Below are 14,365 nucleotides of genomic sequence, written 5' to 3' on the forward strand. Positions count from 1 at the left end.
GAGCTAAATAAGCTTGCTCATGTTTTCAGTGAGAAGATTTAAGGTCTGACTAAACTCCTCTAATTGCTCAGGAGGAAAACCCTCGCTAACTTTACGCTGGCACTCTTCCACGACCCGATTTACTTGGGCGACCTGTTGTTCGCCTAACGTACTGAGTTTAATTAAACGAATACGGCGATCGTCTGCGTCTTCTACGCGAATAATCAGTCCGCTTTCGGCTAGTTGATTTAATGTCCGTGTTAAAGGGGGCAGTTCTATTCCCATGGCGAACGCTAATTCACTCACCGTCAGCGGTCCTTCTGCCACTTGTAATTGCATTAATACTGTCCAGCGGCTTTGCGTAAGGCCGGTTTCGATCAGAGCGTGATCGACCACTGTACGCCAGAGTCTAGCTAGCATAGCGAGTCGCATACCTAATGGGCGATGTGCGAAGTTTTCAGCGAGAAATTTTTTATCGTTCATTTTTTTAGCCTTAGAAATGAGAGCTCATATTATTACTTATCATGATAACTATCAAGGTAAGTAATAAGCGAAACTGACTCATTGTGCTATGGTAGAGTTAACGAGCGATAAGGAGATGACCATGGTTCGATGTGGGAAGAGAGTTTTAGTCGTTGTGGGGGTGCTAGCGTTAAGCGGTTGTGACAAGGCCTATACGCCAGCCGATTTTATGAAAGATGCTGCCTTACGGAACAAAATACTGACACAGTGTACGCAGCAGCACGATCAGCAGAGTAAAAATTGCCAGAATGCCCAAGAGGCACAAAAGAAAGTCGATTTTGAAAAGCAGACTGGTAAAACGGATATCAAGTAATGCGTTTGACTGCATCCACTCACTTGAGCAAGGCTTGAGGGGGAGGGGTGCTACCATGGGACGTAAGAATTATTGATATAGTAAAATATGCCAAGGCAGAAACTACCTTGGCCAAGGGTTAGTCTAACGCGGCATAATGTTCATCAGTCACCGGCTCTAACCACTCGTTGCTCGCATTTTCAGCAGGAACGGCAAGGGCTACATGGGCGAACCAGCTATCTTTCGCCGCGCCGTGCCAATGTTTTACCCCCTCAGGGATATTGACAACATCACCAGGCTTTAAGGGTTGTGGGGGCTCATTCCAAGCTTGATACCAACCATAGCCATCGGTCACTAATAAGATTTGTCCACCTCCGCGGTGGATATGCCAATTATTTCGGCATCCCGGTTCAAAGACGACGTTGCCAATATTCACTCCTTCGGTGGATAGCATGCTGAGATAGCTAGTCCCGGTAAAATATTGTGCAAAGGCATCATTTTTACCACCTTTAGGGAAGAGGCTGTTACCTGTAAAATCCGTGCTCATCATAGACTCCAATTAACAGTTTTTAGTTTTTTTAAAGTGTAATGGATTTGATGGAGAATATTACCCGCTCAAGTTGGGATGTGCTTATGAATCCTATTCATTAAATCGAGGGTAAATTAGGTGAATGAATATTCACCTAATAAAAAGATTAACGTTAAATAAGTATCTAAAGTCAAAAGTTAATCTACAGTCGACTGATGTGTAAATTAAAATGATTATTAATATTAATTAATTTAATCTATTTTAGCCGTTCCACTTAGCAAGGTTTTTGAGAGGTTGTTTTACATAAGGGCTAATTTTCATTAAATTGAAAAATAGCTTATTAACGAGAGTGCCTAGTTTATCCATCGGACGATCGATATCAATAAAAAGTACTGCCCGAAGTTCATCGGTATCATTTCGGACTTCGTGTTCGTAAAAATCATCAAAAATAATTACCTTTCCCTCTTCCCAATGCAGAATTTGGTCATCGACACGAATCCATAACTTATCGGGTTGGTGTGTTGGTACGATTAGGCCAAGATGTACACGTACCATGGCTCGGCTGGGTCCACGGTGGGGAACGATATGATAGTGTGGCTGCAATATTGAGAACATGGCGGTGCGCATGTTGGGAATCGCGGCTAAGGCTTTCGCGGTATGCGGGCATAAGCGGCAGTTATTATCGATTCGCTCACCAAATACATACATACCGAAAGTTTTCCAATTGTTCCCTTTTGATATCCGTTTTTGGTCGGGTGATATTTGATGGAAAGCGGGGATCCTTTCTGGGAATTTCAATAACTCAATAAGCTCTTGACGAATTTCGGGATACACCGCTTCGAGTTTATCAACCCAGGGGAAATAATGATTATCAATTTTGGGTGTGGAGGGAATTAATGAGTGGCGAGATTCAAATCCGCCACTCCATCGTAGGATCTTTTTACCTAAAGAAACAATAACACGCTGGGTAAAAGGCCGTTGCTCGGCCAAATTCTCTGCCATGATAAGTCATCCTTAAATTAAGAAGTATCAATTAATTGATACCCTTAACTATGAACGGAATTGACTTAAGCAATTTCACCTTTAATGACTTTTTTAAAACCCAGCTCTGTCATAAATTCGTCGACAGAGTGATCGACTTGCGCAAGAACGAGTTCTAAAGGTTGGTCGGCATCAATATTAATGATTTTTTTGCCGCCAAAATCTAATTTAGGAGTGATATCGATTTTTTTCTTCAGTGCATCACGGCGGTGATCCGGTTTACGGGCGCAGGCCACATCCAGTGATACATTCAGTTTGATCACTAAATCTGGGCGATGTTGGGTCATCCACGTAAACGCATTCAGCTCCCGTTTGGCAATCCAATTGATCAGTGGATTTTTGGTCGCGGTGGTCGGAAGTGTGAGGCTATCATAAGCACCGGGAACTTGCAGATGCGGGTAACGGTCCGCGAGAATGATATGGCCCTGCTTACGTAATTTCAACATATTACGAAAACGACGTACGCGTCGCACCAAGAAAATACCCACCACTAGCCCAGAGAGGGTGGTGTGATGGGTTTTATTCACCTTAACGCGAGTTTTTTCGATCTTGTTGCCAACGGAGCGACCAATAAACGGAAGATTGGCTGCCGCTCTTCCTACGTTGCCTGCTTGTTTACCAAGATGGACATAAGAGGTTGTGCCGTAATCAGAAAGCGTACCCACGAGGTGCTCACAGACTGTTGATTTACCGGATCCATCGCTACCTATAACCGCGATAACCGGAGTGGACTTGGTGTACATAAAAACCTCGTGTTCGACACTTTAAGAAAGATAAATAGTTATTAAACAGGGCTAAAATAGCAAAATTGCGTCATCTGTCTGTCACCAAAAGTGTGATAGCACAGCATTAGGTGAGGAGAAACCGAGACATTCTGCGGAACTTGACCCTTAATGACGGAGCAGTTTATGCTGCATCGCATGAGTTGGAAACTGAATGAAAGGGGTTATTTGTAACAAAGTCCCCATTTACTGCCACAACCTGTTTAATTTCATTAATGATTTTACGCATAAATTATCGCGGGAAGCCTCCTACATGAGGGGGTTTACGGCTTTTCAATCGGAGGTATACCCGGTGTTCGCAGAGCGAGATTTACAGATGAATAGGTAGCCGTTAAAAAGGGGAAGGGAAGACAATGCGTAGTAAATCCTCTACTATAGGACGAAATTGAATACTACTATGCGTAACAGTGATTGTGAATAATTCTACCTCATCCCCTCAATCTTCACCTATCCGTGTCATTGCTATCACAGGCTGTGATGGTTCAGGTAAATCGACACTTGCCAACCGATTGGTCCAAACCCTCGCGTTAAGGACAAAAGTAGAAGAGGTTTATCTCGGTCAATCTTCAGGCTTTATTAAGCAGAAAATTACTGAGTTACCCGTGGTGGGGGAAAAGATTGCTGCCTATTTGGTGAGCAAGTCCGATAAAGTGCACGAGAAACCCAATACCGCTCCGGGTAATGCAGAAGGAACGGTCATCTTCTTATTATCCTGCTGGCGTGCTTATAAATTTAAACGGATGCTACGCCGAGCGGAAGAAGGCGTATTATTGGTAACCGATCGCTATCCGCAAGCAGAGGTCGCCGGTTTCCGAGTCGATGGGCCACATCTTAGTAAAGCCCAAGGTGGGAGTCGATGGATTCAAATGTTAAGAAAGCGCGAGCAGCGTCTTTATGAATGGATGGCCTCCTATCGCCCAGCGTTATTAATTCGTTTATCTATCGACGAAGAGACGGCTCATGCGCGTAAACCCGATCATGATATCGTCTCGTTACGCGAGAAAATCAGGGTTATCCCAACGTTACATTTTAACGGTGCGCATATTCTCGAATTATGTGGCAGAGATCCTGAAGACGAAGTATTCAAGGCTTCTTTAGAAGCTATTCATCAAACGTTTAATCTCCCTAGCTCACTCTGATAACGGTAAATAGCGCTACTATGACAATTCATTCCGACGCACAGGCGTCATCCTCCTCTGCTGTAACGCCTATCGTTATCCCGCGCATGGTCGCGATTGTCGGTTGTGACGGCTCGGGAAAATCGACCATTACTGCGGATTTAATTAAAGAAATGCAGAAAATTCGGCCTACTGAGCGTCGTTACTTAGGTCTTATTTCTGGCGAAGACGGCGATAAAATTAAAAAACTGCCGATTATTGGTGTCTGGCTTGAGCGTCGTTTAGCAAAAAAATCTGAAAAAACACAAAGTATGCGAAGTGAAGCGCCTCCCCTATGGGCTGCTTTCATCATGTACGCTCTCTCTTGCTGGCGTTCCTCAAATTTCCATAAAGCGAAAGCATTAGCTGAAAGCGGTGTGTTGGTCATTGCTGACCGTTACCCTCAAGCGGAAATTTCAGGGTTTCATTATGATGGGCCTGGTTTAGGCGTGGAGCGGATGAAGGGTTGGCTACTTAAAGAGATGGCGAAAAGGGAAGTGGTGATTTACGAGAAATTAGCTAATTATCAGCCTGAATTGATCATTCGTCTGGATATCGACGTCGAGACAGCCTTTGCGCGCAAACCTGATCACAGTTACCAAGAGCTTAGCGATAAAATTGGTGTAATGCGTCAGCTTACCTACAACGGTGCGAATATTATGGATTTGGATTCAAGAAAACCCTATGAAGAAGTACTCGCCAGTGTGATAGCGGCGGTGAAAGCCATTTAATAAGTCGGCTGGGCGTTAAGGACTTTTGTCGCATTAACGCCCACTACAGACTTAACCGGTCTTTTAAAAAAGAATAATCAACCAAGTTAATAGCGTTGCGACAATTGCCACTAATTGTGCCGCCCCCGCCATATCTTTTGCTCGCTTCGAGAGCGGGTGAATCTCATAAGAAATTCGATCCACTACTGTTTCGATAGCGGTATTGAGTAATTCAATGACGATTAATAAAAAGCTGCAGAGTATTAGTACAATATGTTGAGTCTTTGAAATATCCAGTGTGAAAGAGAGTAAGACTAACAACGTACTGAAGATGAAAATATGACGAAAGGCATCCTCAGTTTTAAAGGCGTCGGTCACTCCTGACCAGGAGTTATTAATGCTAAAAATTAAGCGTTTTAAACCAGTCTGTTTTTCAATCGACATGATGAGTCATCTTTAGATATGTTTAGAGGGTAGCGAGCGAGATGACCTCGCTGCTACCGTGCTGATCCGTCACGAAGACGACTAGATTTTTTTCTCAAATAATCGATAGTTTTTGTAAGGTTCAGCACCAATACGCTCAAGTATCGTGCGCATTCCCGTATTGGTTTCGAGAATCCAAGACATCTCCAGCGCATCAATATTACGGCGGCGGAAAGGCTCTCGTAGAGCTTCGATGAGGAGAAGGGCAATGATCGGCCCAATACGACTGAATTGGTACTCTTTCTTAACGCCCATTAACGGCACACGAGCGGTACGCACACCACGCACTTTCAAACGCCACAGCACTTTTGCCCAGCCAAAGGGTAATAGCTTGCCTTGGAGTCCATCGATCGCTTCGTTGATATTAGGTAGGCCGACGATAAAGGCTGCGGGTTCGCCATCAATTTCAGCGATATAAATCATATCGTCTGGCACCAAATATTTGAGCTGTTGGCCCATGGTGGCAAACTCATGTTCAGTAAAAGGGACAAAACCCCAGTTATCCTGCCAACCTAAGTTAAACAGGTTTCTCAGAATCTGCATTTCTTGGTCGAAAATTTTACGATTAAGCGGACGGATGGTCACTCTTTTACGAACATTATCCATTAATTTGGTTAGGCCCGGTTCAAAGTGAAGATCCGTTCGCTTCATCCAATAAGCAATAAGGTCGATAGCTTTACTGTAGCCAAGCTTCTCAATATGTTTACCGTACCAAGGTTTACCATGGGTCATTAACGCAGAGGGCGGGGTATCGAAGCCATCGACTAATAATCCGCTTTCTTGATTAATATTGAGGCTAAAAGGTCCGGTAATTTGATGAGCGCCCTGGGATATCAGCCACTCTTCTGCTGTTTTGAATAAGGCAGCAAACACTTCTTCATCATCGATAGCATCTATCATGCCGAAATGGCCAGTGTTAGGACCATAAAGTTCACGGTGCAGCGAATCGATTTGTGCCGTGATGCGCCCGACGACTTCGTTGCCGCGCTTAGCAAGCCAAGCTTGCCACACTACATGGTCTGAGGCGGGGTTTTTTTTAGAAAGATGTTCTTCACGTTCGACAAATAATGGGTCGATCCAATTTTCATCACCCGCAAACAGCGTAGAGGGAAAATTGATGAAGGCTTTCAGATCCTGTTTGGACGAAACTTTTTCTATTGAGATCATAAATACCATTACTTCTAGTAATTGTTAAATTGGCAGCAAATCACTCCAGGCGATCCCTGAGAGGAACGCAGCAACATGCAGCAATAAAGAAAGAGGAGGCTATAGACTCGGCAGTATGTTAGTATATCGAAACAGTCACGGTAGTAATTGTCAATTTATTTTTGAAAGTTAGCTTGAAAACATTCTGACATACTATTAATTTGTAACGAATGTCCTGATTTTAAAAGAAAACGTTACAGGTTAGCGGTAAGTGCGCAATTTAGTCGTAAAAGTAGTGGAACGCACATATTACCTATGACATGATATTTTAAGATCTTTACAATTGCCGAGCGTTTTCAGAGCAAGCCCCTTAAAACCGCATGCGTGTTTGTCTAAAATTTCATGTAAGCATTAAGCGAACGGTTAGTACACAGCCTACGTTTTCGTCATGAAACGATGAACTCTGTTCAAGACAACGTGTCTACCACTCCCTAAGCCGGAGTCAGTGATCTGTGTGAACGGGTGAGCGGGCAGCGATTTACATCGTAGGTTGGAAGATGCTTGAATTACTACTTTGGTCGGGAGCTCTGTAAGGAGCTTAAACTTCCTCAATATCTAATAGTATCAACAGGTGTACCACTATATGGAAGCGTCTACAACGTTTGCAACTCAATCCCATCATCAACTTCCAATTCGCTATGCAGATTTCGCAACGCTAGCTGAAGCCTTGGATTATGCAGCACTCGGTGAAACCGGCATGAACTTTTATGATCGCCGTAATAACCTGATGGCTGCAGTGCCTTACAGTGTGTTGAAAGTCAACGCTGTAAAGGGTGCTCATAAGTTGCTTTCTTTAGGATTAACTAAAGGGGATCGCGTTGCACTCATTGCAGAAACCAGTGTTGAGTTCGTCGAAACATTTTTTGCATGTCAATACGCAGGTTTAATTGCTGTACCCCTCGCGATTCCAATGGGGATCGGTCAAAGTGCTTCCTACGTTAAGAAACTAACGGGTTTACTTAACGGGTGCCAAGCCTCGGTGGTTTTGAGCAGTAAAGAGTGGCTGCCAATGGTGCAAGAGGTTGTCTGTGACTATAATTCGCCGACGATCCTTAGCCATGAAGCCTTTGCTGAACTCTCTTACGATGCGGCGAGCGAATTACCTCAGGTCGCACCAGAAGACATTGCCTATCTACAATATACCTCTGGCAGTACTCGCTTTCCACGAGGCGTTGTCGTCACTCAAGCCTCAGCAATGGCTAACCTTCGCGCAATTAGCCACGACGGTATTAAGCTGAAAAAAGACGATCGCTGCGTATCATGGTTGCCGTTCTATCATGATATGGGGTTGGTCGGCTTTGTCTTGACCCCAGTGGCAACACAAATCTCGGTGGACTACTTGCGTACGCAGGATTTCGCTATGCGTCCAATTCAATGGCTGAAACTCATTACCAAGAACAAAGGTACGGTGTCCGTTGCGCCACCTTTCGGCTATGAAATCTGTCTGCGTCGTAGTAACGAGAAAGAGTTAGCGGAATTAGACCTCTCCAGCTGGCGAATTGCCGGTGTTGGTGCAGAGCCTATCCCGTCTGGTTTGCTGGACCGTTTTACCGAACATTTTAGTCAAGTTGGCTTTGGCGAAGACACATTTATGCCTTGCTACGGACTCGCGGAAAATACCCTCGCAGTGAGCTTCTTCGATAAAGCCACTGGACCGCGTTATAACGTGGTTGACCGCTATATTTTAGAATACGAAAGTAAAGCTGTACCGCCAAAAGATGAGAGTGCTGCGCAAGGCGTATTTGTAAACTGCGGCAAAGCGATGCCTGGGCATGAAATTGTTATCCGTAACGAAAAAGACGAGCCACTGCCTGAAAGAAGTATTGGCCATATCTGTATTGCTGGCCCGAGCTTGATGCGCGGGTACTTCCGCGATAAAGAGTCGCACCAGCAGATTCAAGATAAAGGCTGGCTCGATACCGGCGATCTAGGCTACCTGCTCGACGGTAATCTCTATATTACCGGGCGCAAAAAAGATCTTATCATTATCCGTGGGCGTAATATTTGGCCACAAGATATTGAATATATGGCAGAAGATGAACCCGAAGTGCGCACCGGAGACGCGATCGCTTTTATGACCAATCAAGAACACGACGATGCAGAGAGAATTATTCTACAGATTCAGTGCCGAGTGACCTCCACTGAACGTCGTGGTCAGATCGTTCACTCACTCTCGTCACGTATTCGTAATGAATTCGGTGTGTCGGTAGACGTTGTTCTGGTCCCGCCACACAGTATCCCACGGACCTCCTCCGGTAAACCGGCCCGCGCGGAAGCGAAAAAACTCTATTTAAATCAACATTTCGAACCTCAGTTACAACTGGCTGGAAATAAACAATGACCCAAACTGTTGCCTTGACAGGTGCGACGGGTTTTATCGGTTCACACATTGTTGAGAAACTGTTATCGGCTGGTTTTCAGGTGCGGGCGCTGACGCGCTCGCCCTCGCAGGCATCGACCCCAGCCGGTCTGACATGGGTACGCGGCTCATTAGAAAATGAGTCGTCATTGGTCGAATTAGTGACAGGGGCTGATGTTGTTATCCACTGTGCAGGCCAGGTAAGAGGTAAAAATATCTCAACCTTCACGCAGGCAAATGTTGAAGGGAGTTTACGTTTACTTCGCGCCGCAGAACAGAGCGACAGGTGTAAGCGTTACCTGTTTATCTCTTCACTTGCTGCTCGTCATCCCCAGCTTTCTTGGTATGCCCACTCTAAGGCTATCGCCGAACAGCAACTCGTGGCACAAGCCTCAAGCGTTTCAATAGGGATCTTCCGGCCAACTGCCGTGTACGGACCTAGGGATAAAGAGCTTAACCCGGTGTTCACTTGGTTATTACGGGGGTTACTCCCACAGACGGGTTCTTCGGCTACTCAATTATCTTTTCTGCACGTTTATGATTTTGCAGCGGCTGTGGTCAAATGGATTGAGGCGAACGTCGAGAATAACGAGCCTTACGAGTTGTGTGATGGTCATGCCTCAGGCTACCGCTGGCAGGATCTGCAAGAAATTGGCCAAGCTATCCGCCAAAAACCAGTCAGCATTATAAAAATTCCTCTTCCGTTACTCAAAACCATTGCAATGCTGTCCACGCAAATTAGCCGCTTATCGGGTAAAGAGCCGATGCTAACGCAGAGCAAAATTGGTGAGTTAACACATAAAGATTGGTCAGCAACGAACGTTACGATAACACGTAATATTGGTTGGACCCCGAACATACGGTTAGAACGCGCGCTAGGCGACGGGCTATTTTGATTTACATTTCTAAGTAAGAAGATGGCAATGGAAAATAAACAGCAACTACTCGATTATGTTATTGATTGTCTTGGACAACTCGTAGCCGAAGGTAAAACCGTTAACCCGGATAGTGATTTAGTTAACGACCTCGGTTTAGAGTCAGTCAATGTGATGCGTTTACTGATGATGTTGGAAGATGAGTTAGATATCTCAATCCCAATCAACATCCTGATGAATGTGAAAACACCAGAGCAGTTAGTCGCGGCCATTGAACCCTTAATTGGAGAGCAATAATGGGTTTATATGACAAATTCACCCGCTTTGTTGAAGAGCGTCAAAAATTCCAAGTATCTGGCATCAATCCTTTTGGAACCTGTATCGAAGAAATCTATTCAGCGACCGAAGGACGTATCGGCGATAAACGAATCATCCTCGCAGGTTCAAATAACTATCTTGGTCTGACCTTCGACGCTGAGGCTATACAAGAGAGTCAAGAAGCCTTGCGCTTACAAGGAACGGGTACAACCGGTTCTCGTATGGCAAACGGAACTTTTGGACCTCACTTAGCCCTAGAAAAAGAGATTGCTGAATTTTTTGATTTACCCACCGCAATTGTCTTCTCTACTGGTTACACGGCAAACTTGGGCGTAATCAGTGCTCTCGCTACCCCGGATGCGGTTGTGATTATCGATGAAGACTCGCACGCTAGCATCTATGATGCGTGTGCATTGGGTGGCGCGCAAATCATTCGTTTTCGCCATAACGATGCCAAAGATCTTGAACGTCGTATGCAACGTTTAGGTGAGAAAGCGAAAGAAGCCATTATCATCGTTGAAGGCATTTACAGTATGCTGGGTGACGTCGCGCCGCTAAAAGAGATTGTCGAGATAAAGCGCCGTTACGGTGGTTATATCTTAGTTGATGAAGCACACTCTTTCGGCGTGATGGGCGAAAAAGGCCGCGGACTGGTTGAAGATCTGGGCGTTGAAGCCGACATCGATATTATTTTGGGGACCTTCTCGAAGAGTCTTGCCGCAATCGGTGGGTTCGCAGTGGGCGGTAAACAGCTGGATGTATTACGTTATTGCAGCCGTCCTTATATTTTCACCGCATCCCCATCACCTGCAAGCATCGCTTCAGTTCGAGCCTCTTTACGACAAGTCGGCCACTCAACAGCATTGCGTGAGAAGTTGTGGAGCAATGCACATCGCCTGTATAAAGGCCTTGCTGACCTTGGCTACAAGCTTGGTGAGCGAGTGAGCCCAGTCGTTCCTGTGATGATTGAATCTAAAGAAGCGGGACTTGAGATGTGGCGAGCGTTGGTCGAGAAGGGGGTCTATGTCAATCTGGTCCTACCACCTGCCGCACCTTTCGGTATGACGCTATTGCGTTGTAGCGTCAATGCCGCGCACAGTGATGAGCAAATCGATGCCATTATTCGTGCTTTTGCAGAACTGAAAGCATAACACGTTGCCGTAATTCTAAAAGCTTAGAATTACGGCAATTTATCCCCTCAGTGGTTTCCTGACTCTTGTGCCACCAAATCGCGAAGTAATTGGATCACATGGCTTACCTCTGCATCCGTCATCGGACCGTCTTTCTGCCAGCGTACCTTACCTTGTTTATCTGTTACTATGATTGTTGATGATGCCGCGGGGAGTTGCCAAAGCGCTTTCCCTCTACCATCATCATCGATAACAAATTGCGCCCAAGGGTACTTGCGCTGATTCTTCTCAATCTTTCCCTGTACAAATAACCCTGTCCCGAATAATTCGTCATCCGCATTCACTATTGTCACAGGCTGAAAGTAAGCCGTAGGCAATTGTGCCGCCTTGACTGCTTTAATCATGTCGCCATTTTGCTTCTTGGCAGAACTTCGGCCGGCAATATATTGAATGATTCGTACTTTACCTAACAGCTGTTGGCTGGCCCAAGGTTGATAGGTAATCGTATCGCCATTAAGGATCAGTTGACCTTTATCCGCTACCGATAAAGGTTTGACAGGTTGGCCAATAATAAAATTATTAGCCATTGCGAGGGTAGGGAGTAATGATAGTAATACCGCGACAAATTGACGTGTCATCTTTCTATCCTCTTAGAGAGCCTAATAGGTAATAATCATTATGAGACTCTGACAATTTTCCCTACCAGTTGTTCCAGATATTCCCGGATATGACTATCTAGAGGCGTTGGCGTTTCATATTCGCGAGTACCTGACAGTTTCTCTGCCACCATGTCATCGTGCTTATCCCCCATCAGGCCATTAATATTGGCAAGAAAACGTGAAATGGCATAAACACGAGGCGTATTATTTTCAATAGAGCGTTGTGTATCGAAAAAAGAGACCTGCTGGCTGACAATCTTTCTTATATCGTGGAATTCAGTGCCAGTTACCGTGGGCTTATTAAGCATATTTGCTAATTGACTCATTTGTTGTGAGACGTAGCGTTGGTAACCGGCTTCGTTATCTACCTGCAGATGGTTAAGAGAGCGTTTGACCCAGTTCCAGACTGGACGACTTAATAATAACCGCAGGATTTTACCGTAATGCTGGACGCTTTTTTTATCACCGTTCTTAAAGCCATCTTGCAGGTGACCTAAATAGACAGTGGTCGCTTTGAATATTTTATCAGCGTCGTGGTGACGACTATACAGCCGTTGTGCAAAGCGCAAATGTTTGTAACGTGCACGAATATATTTATATTGTTTACGTTGAGCTTTGGTAAGATCTTGACCGGCTAAAAGTTGCTTGATTAACCCTAGCAACTCTTGGCGAGTGAAGCCTTCCTCCCACAACTGTAAACATAATGCATAATAATCCCGAATATTTTGCTGCGAAGTACCGAGTTCTATCGCGGGTAAATCCGTGGTTTCATTATTAATAACGTCGTCTTCATCGATCGCTAAAAATAAGCGATCGACGACCTCTTGAGGGTATTTCTTCCAACTCATACTATTCATTTATGCTGTCTCAAGCGGTTTATGATAAATCAGCGAACTTCGCCGACGATAAGCTAAGAGTGTTGGGAAGAGGGTAAGAATAACTTCTGACGATTGCCCGATCAAATACGCAACAGCAGCCCCCTCTACGCCATAGAGGTGGGATAATAACATTAATAAGAGGATATACGATCCCGCAGCAATAATTTGTACGCCCAAATAAACGCGTTGTTTACCCGCCATTAAGAGTAATGACTCTTGGGGGAAGCCCATCATCGAAATAACAATTGCCCCTAACATAATCTGTATCAGGCCGTAAGCTTCCAGATATTTTTGGCCAAAGACAAAAGCAATCACGGACCCTCCTGCTGCGTAAACAATCAACGCAATAATTAAGCCCAATCCTCCAGCAAAAAGAGAAGAACGGATCCCTAATAGCCAAGGCTTTGATGTCCGCGGGTCTAGACGCATAATTTCTGGGTAGAAACTTTTCTCCAATAATTTAGCGGGTGTCCCGGTCGCATCGAAAAACGTCATCGCGATTTTGAAGAGCCCTGCCGCACTAGGACCGATAAAAATCCCGACGAGAAGCGTGCTGCAAGAGTTTTGCGCCGCCCAAATAGAGTGAGCGAAATTGGTTGTCCAGACGAAGTTCCAACATCCTGGAATACGTTTGCTCGCTTTGAATAGAGAAGGTCGTAATGCATTGTGCAGGTTAATTCTTTTAAGCTCTTGTCGAGCAAACCACCAGAAGAGTGATCCCCCAAATAGGTTAGCCAAGTACCAAGAGACGACGAAACCTGCAAAGCCAAGGTTACCGAAATATGAAATCAGGCTTCCGATAGCGATTAACAAGGGTTTGACGGCCTGTTGGATAGCAATAAGATCGAATCTATCTAAGGTCCTTAGGATACCTGTTGGGGTGGACGAGGCCATCGACGGGATCAACGTACAGTAAAGTAAGGCGAGTTTAAAGGAGGTCGCATCCAACCCTAGAGAGTGCGATAAGAAAGGCAGCAGTAGCATACCGCCGGCGATTGCAACCACGCTACTGGCAATATCGAGTCCAAAGGAAAAGGAGACCACATCACGCAGGCGTTGGTGATTACCATTGGTGTGTGCGGGCGCACCATACTGCACGACGAATTGCCAGGTTTGAAACTTCACAAAATCGCTGATGGCTTTGGTATACGACTGGATGACAACCAAGGTCCCAAACAACTGGGGAGTCATGCCTTTACCTGCACAGGAGAGTGCTAAGAGTCCTAGGAGAGCACTGACCACATTTCCCGAGAGTAAATAGACGCTGTTTCGAAGAATAGTGCGGAAAGCACCGTCTGAAAACCAATTTTTCATTAAGACCAACTCTAAGACAGTATTAAATAGCGATTAGGTATGACTTCTTCAGGCCAATCTAACAAGGTGGATTATTCGCAACGCTGATGGCGGAGGGATCCCAATTGGAAATGAAGGAGTGATGCGATCCT

General features: G+C 45.2%; 16 protein-coding genes. 7 read left to right on the forward strand and 9 right to left on the reverse strand.

All coding sequences use genetic code 11. From position 1 onward, the window contains the following. Positions 1-3: 3 nt before the first annotated feature. Positions 4-462 (reverse strand): MarR family winged helix-turn-helix transcriptional regulator, encoded by a 459-nt coding sequence (locus HGT71_RS05530; protein WP_214216940.1) that lies wholly within the window; start codon positions 460-462, stop codon positions 4-6. Between the two features lie 121 nt (positions 463-583). Here HGT71_RS05530 and HGT71_RS05535 point away from each other — a divergent pair, with 121 nt between their 5' ends. After that, positions 584-814: an EexN family lipoprotein gene (locus HGT71_RS05535; RefSeq protein ID WP_214216941.1), complete on the forward strand. Its 231-nt coding sequence runs from the start codon at positions 584-586 to the stop codon at positions 812-814. A gap of 118 nt (positions 815-932) precedes the next feature. Here the strand turns inward: HGT71_RS05535 and HGT71_RS05540 are convergent, their stop codons facing one another. The 3 genes from HGT71_RS05540 to HGT71_RS05550 form a co-directional block, all read right to left on the reverse strand. Continuing rightward, on the reverse strand, positions 933-1,340 hold the full coding sequence (locus tag HGT71_RS05540) for a cupin domain-containing protein (RefSeq protein ID WP_214216942.1): 408 nt from the start codon (positions 1,338-1,340) through the stop codon (positions 933-935). A gap of 243 nt (positions 1,341-1,583) precedes the next feature. Then, positions 1,584-2,324, reverse strand: a complete 741-nt coding sequence (locus tag HGT71_RS05545; RefSeq protein ID WP_214216943.1) for an aspartyl/asparaginyl beta-hydroxylase domain-containing protein — start codon at positions 2,322-2,324, stop codon at positions 1,584-1,586. A gap of 65 nt (positions 2,325-2,389) precedes the next feature. Then, on the reverse strand, positions 2,390-3,106 hold the full coding sequence (locus HGT71_RS05550; protein WP_214216944.1) for a nucleoside/nucleotide kinase family protein: 717 nt from the start codon (positions 3,104-3,106) through the stop codon (positions 2,390-2,392). A 449-nt stretch (positions 3,107-3,555) separates the two neighbouring features. On the opposite strand from HGT71_RS05550, the gene HGT71_RS05555 reads away from it, so the two are divergent. Together HGT71_RS05555 and HGT71_RS05560 are read left to right on the forward strand one after the other, a co-directional pair. Further along, a complete protein-coding gene (locus HGT71_RS05555; RefSeq protein WP_425328668.1) occupies positions 3,556-4,284 on the forward strand; it encodes a nucleoside/nucleotide kinase family protein in 729 nt (242 codons plus the stop codon). A 20-nt stretch (positions 4,285-4,304) separates the two neighbouring features. Continuing rightward, entirely contained in the window at positions 4,305-5,033 is a 729-nt protein-coding gene (locus tag HGT71_RS05560) for a nucleoside/nucleotide kinase family protein (protein ID WP_214216945.1), read from the forward strand. Between the two features lie 63 nt (positions 5,034-5,096). Here the strand turns inward: HGT71_RS05560 and HGT71_RS05565 are convergent, their stop codons facing one another. Together HGT71_RS05565 and HGT71_RS05570 are read right to left on the reverse strand one after the other, a co-directional pair. Continuing rightward, positions 5,097-5,456, reverse strand: a complete 360-nt coding sequence (locus tag HGT71_RS05565) for a diacylglycerol kinase (RefSeq protein WP_214216946.1) — start codon at positions 5,454-5,456, stop codon at positions 5,097-5,099. Between the two features lie 81 nt (positions 5,457-5,537). After that, positions 5,538-6,662 carry a hypothetical protein gene (locus HGT71_RS05570; protein ID WP_062812290.1) on the reverse strand — a complete coding sequence of 375 codons (1,125 nt, stop codon included), beginning with the start codon at positions 6,660-6,662 and terminating at the stop codon, positions 5,538-5,540. Positions 6,663-7,284: 622 nt separating this feature from the next. Between HGT71_RS05570 and HGT71_RS05575 the strand changes: the two genes are divergently transcribed. Genes HGT71_RS05575 through spt form a run of 4 tightly spaced genes read left to right on the forward strand, consistent with a single transcriptional unit; the run spans position 7,285 to position 11,404 of the window. Continuing rightward, positions 7,285-9,042 carry a fatty acyl-AMP ligase gene (locus tag HGT71_RS05575; protein ID WP_214216947.1) on the forward strand — a complete coding sequence of 586 codons (1,758 nt, stop codon included), beginning with the start codon at positions 7,285-7,287 and terminating at the stop codon, positions 9,040-9,042. Next, positions 9,039-9,956, forward strand: coding sequence for an NAD-dependent epimerase/dehydratase family protein (locus tag HGT71_RS05580; RefSeq protein ID WP_214216948.1), 918 nt, complete (start codon positions 9,039-9,041; stop codon positions 9,954-9,956). Before HGT71_RS05575 ends, HGT71_RS05580 begins: the two co-directional genes overlap by 4 nt. A 27-nt stretch (positions 9,957-9,983) precedes the next feature. Beyond that, entirely contained in the window at positions 9,984-10,232 is a 249-nt protein-coding gene (locus tag HGT71_RS05585) for an acyl carrier protein (RefSeq protein WP_214216949.1), read from the forward strand. Beyond that, complete coding sequence (gene spt / locus HGT71_RS05590) at positions 10,232-11,404, forward strand: serine palmitoyltransferase (protein WP_214216950.1); 1,173 nt, start codon at positions 10,232-10,234, stop codon at positions 11,402-11,404. Before HGT71_RS05585 ends, spt begins: the two co-directional genes overlap by 1 nt. A 47-nt stretch (positions 11,405-11,451) precedes the next feature. Here spt and HGT71_RS05595 read toward each other — a convergent pair whose 3' ends face one another. From HGT71_RS05595 to HGT71_RS05605, 3 genes are read right to left on the reverse strand one after another with little or no spacing between them, the layout of a single operon-like run. Next, positions 11,452-12,021: a YtfJ family protein gene (locus tag HGT71_RS05595; protein WP_214216951.1), complete on the reverse strand. Its 570-nt coding sequence runs from the start codon at positions 12,019-12,021 to the stop codon at positions 11,452-11,454. Positions 12,022-12,059: 38 nt separating this feature from the next. Next, positions 12,060-12,890 (reverse strand): hypothetical protein, encoded by an 831-nt coding sequence (locus HGT71_RS05600; protein ID WP_214217317.1) that lies wholly within the window; start codon positions 12,888-12,890, stop codon positions 12,060-12,062. A 9-nt stretch (positions 12,891-12,899) separates the two neighbouring features. Next, on the reverse strand, positions 12,900-14,234 hold the full coding sequence (locus HGT71_RS05605; RefSeq protein WP_214216952.1) for a lipopolysaccharide biosynthesis protein: 1,335 nt from the start codon (positions 14,232-14,234) through the stop codon (positions 12,900-12,902). Positions 14,235-14,365: the final 131 nt, after the last annotated feature.

The organism is Rosenbergiella epipactidis (assembly GCF_018494055.1).
In the GTDB taxonomy this organism is placed as follows: domain Bacteria; phylum Pseudomonadota; class Gammaproteobacteria; order Enterobacterales; family Enterobacteriaceae; genus Rosenbergiella; species Rosenbergiella epipactidis.

Excerpts from the sequence above, each read along its gene's own strand:
- HGT71_RS05530 (WP_214216940.1), bottom strand. The coding sequence starts at position 462 with ATGAACGATAAAAAATTTCTCGCTGAAAACTTCGCACATCGCCCATTA.
- HGT71_RS05535 (WP_214216941.1), top strand. The coding sequence starts at position 584 with ATGGTTCGATGTGGGAAGAGAGTTTTAGTCGTTGTGGGGGTGCTAGCG.
- HGT71_RS05540 (WP_214216942.1), bottom strand. The coding sequence starts at position 1,340 with ATGAGCACGGATTTTACAGGTAACAGCCTCTTCCCTAAAGGTGGTAAA.
- HGT71_RS05545 (WP_214216943.1), bottom strand. The coding sequence starts at position 2,324 with ATGGCAGAGAATTTGGCCGAGCAACGGCCTTTTACCCAGCGTGTTATT.
- HGT71_RS05550 (WP_214216944.1), bottom strand. The coding sequence starts at position 3,106 with ATGTACACCAAGTCCACTCCGGTTATCGCGGTTATAGGTAGCGATGGA.
- HGT71_RS05560 (WP_214216945.1), top strand. The coding sequence starts at position 4,305 with ATGACAATTCATTCCGACGCACAGGCGTCATCCTCCTCTGCTGTAACG.
- HGT71_RS05565 (WP_214216946.1), bottom strand. The coding sequence starts at position 5,456 with ATGTCGATTGAAAAACAGACTGGTTTAAAACGCTTAATTTTTAGCATT.
- HGT71_RS05570 (WP_062812290.1), bottom strand. The coding sequence starts at position 6,662 with ATGATCTCAATAGAAAAAGTTTCGTCCAAACAGGATCTGAAAGCCTTC.
- HGT71_RS05575 (WP_214216947.1), top strand. The coding sequence starts at position 7,285 with ATGGAAGCGTCTACAACGTTTGCAACTCAATCCCATCATCAACTTCCA.
- HGT71_RS05580 (WP_214216948.1), top strand. The coding sequence starts at position 9,039 with ATGACCCAAACTGTTGCCTTGACAGGTGCGACGGGTTTTATCGGTTCA.
- HGT71_RS05585 (WP_214216949.1), top strand. The coding sequence starts at position 9,984 with ATGGAAAATAAACAGCAACTACTCGATTATGTTATTGATTGTCTTGGA.
- spt (WP_214216950.1), top strand. The coding sequence starts at position 10,232 with ATGGGTTTATATGACAAATTCACCCGCTTTGTTGAAGAGCGTCAAAAA.
- HGT71_RS05595 (WP_214216951.1), bottom strand. The coding sequence starts at position 12,021 with ATGACACGTCAATTTGTCGCGGTATTACTATCATTACTCCCTACCCTC.
- HGT71_RS05600 (WP_214217317.1), bottom strand. The coding sequence starts at position 12,890 with ATGAGTTGGAAGAAATACCCTCAAGAGGTCGTCGATCGCTTATTTTTA.
- HGT71_RS05605 (WP_214216952.1), bottom strand. The coding sequence starts at position 14,234 with ATGAAAAATTGGTTTTCAGACGGTGCTTTCCGCACTATTCTTCGAAAC.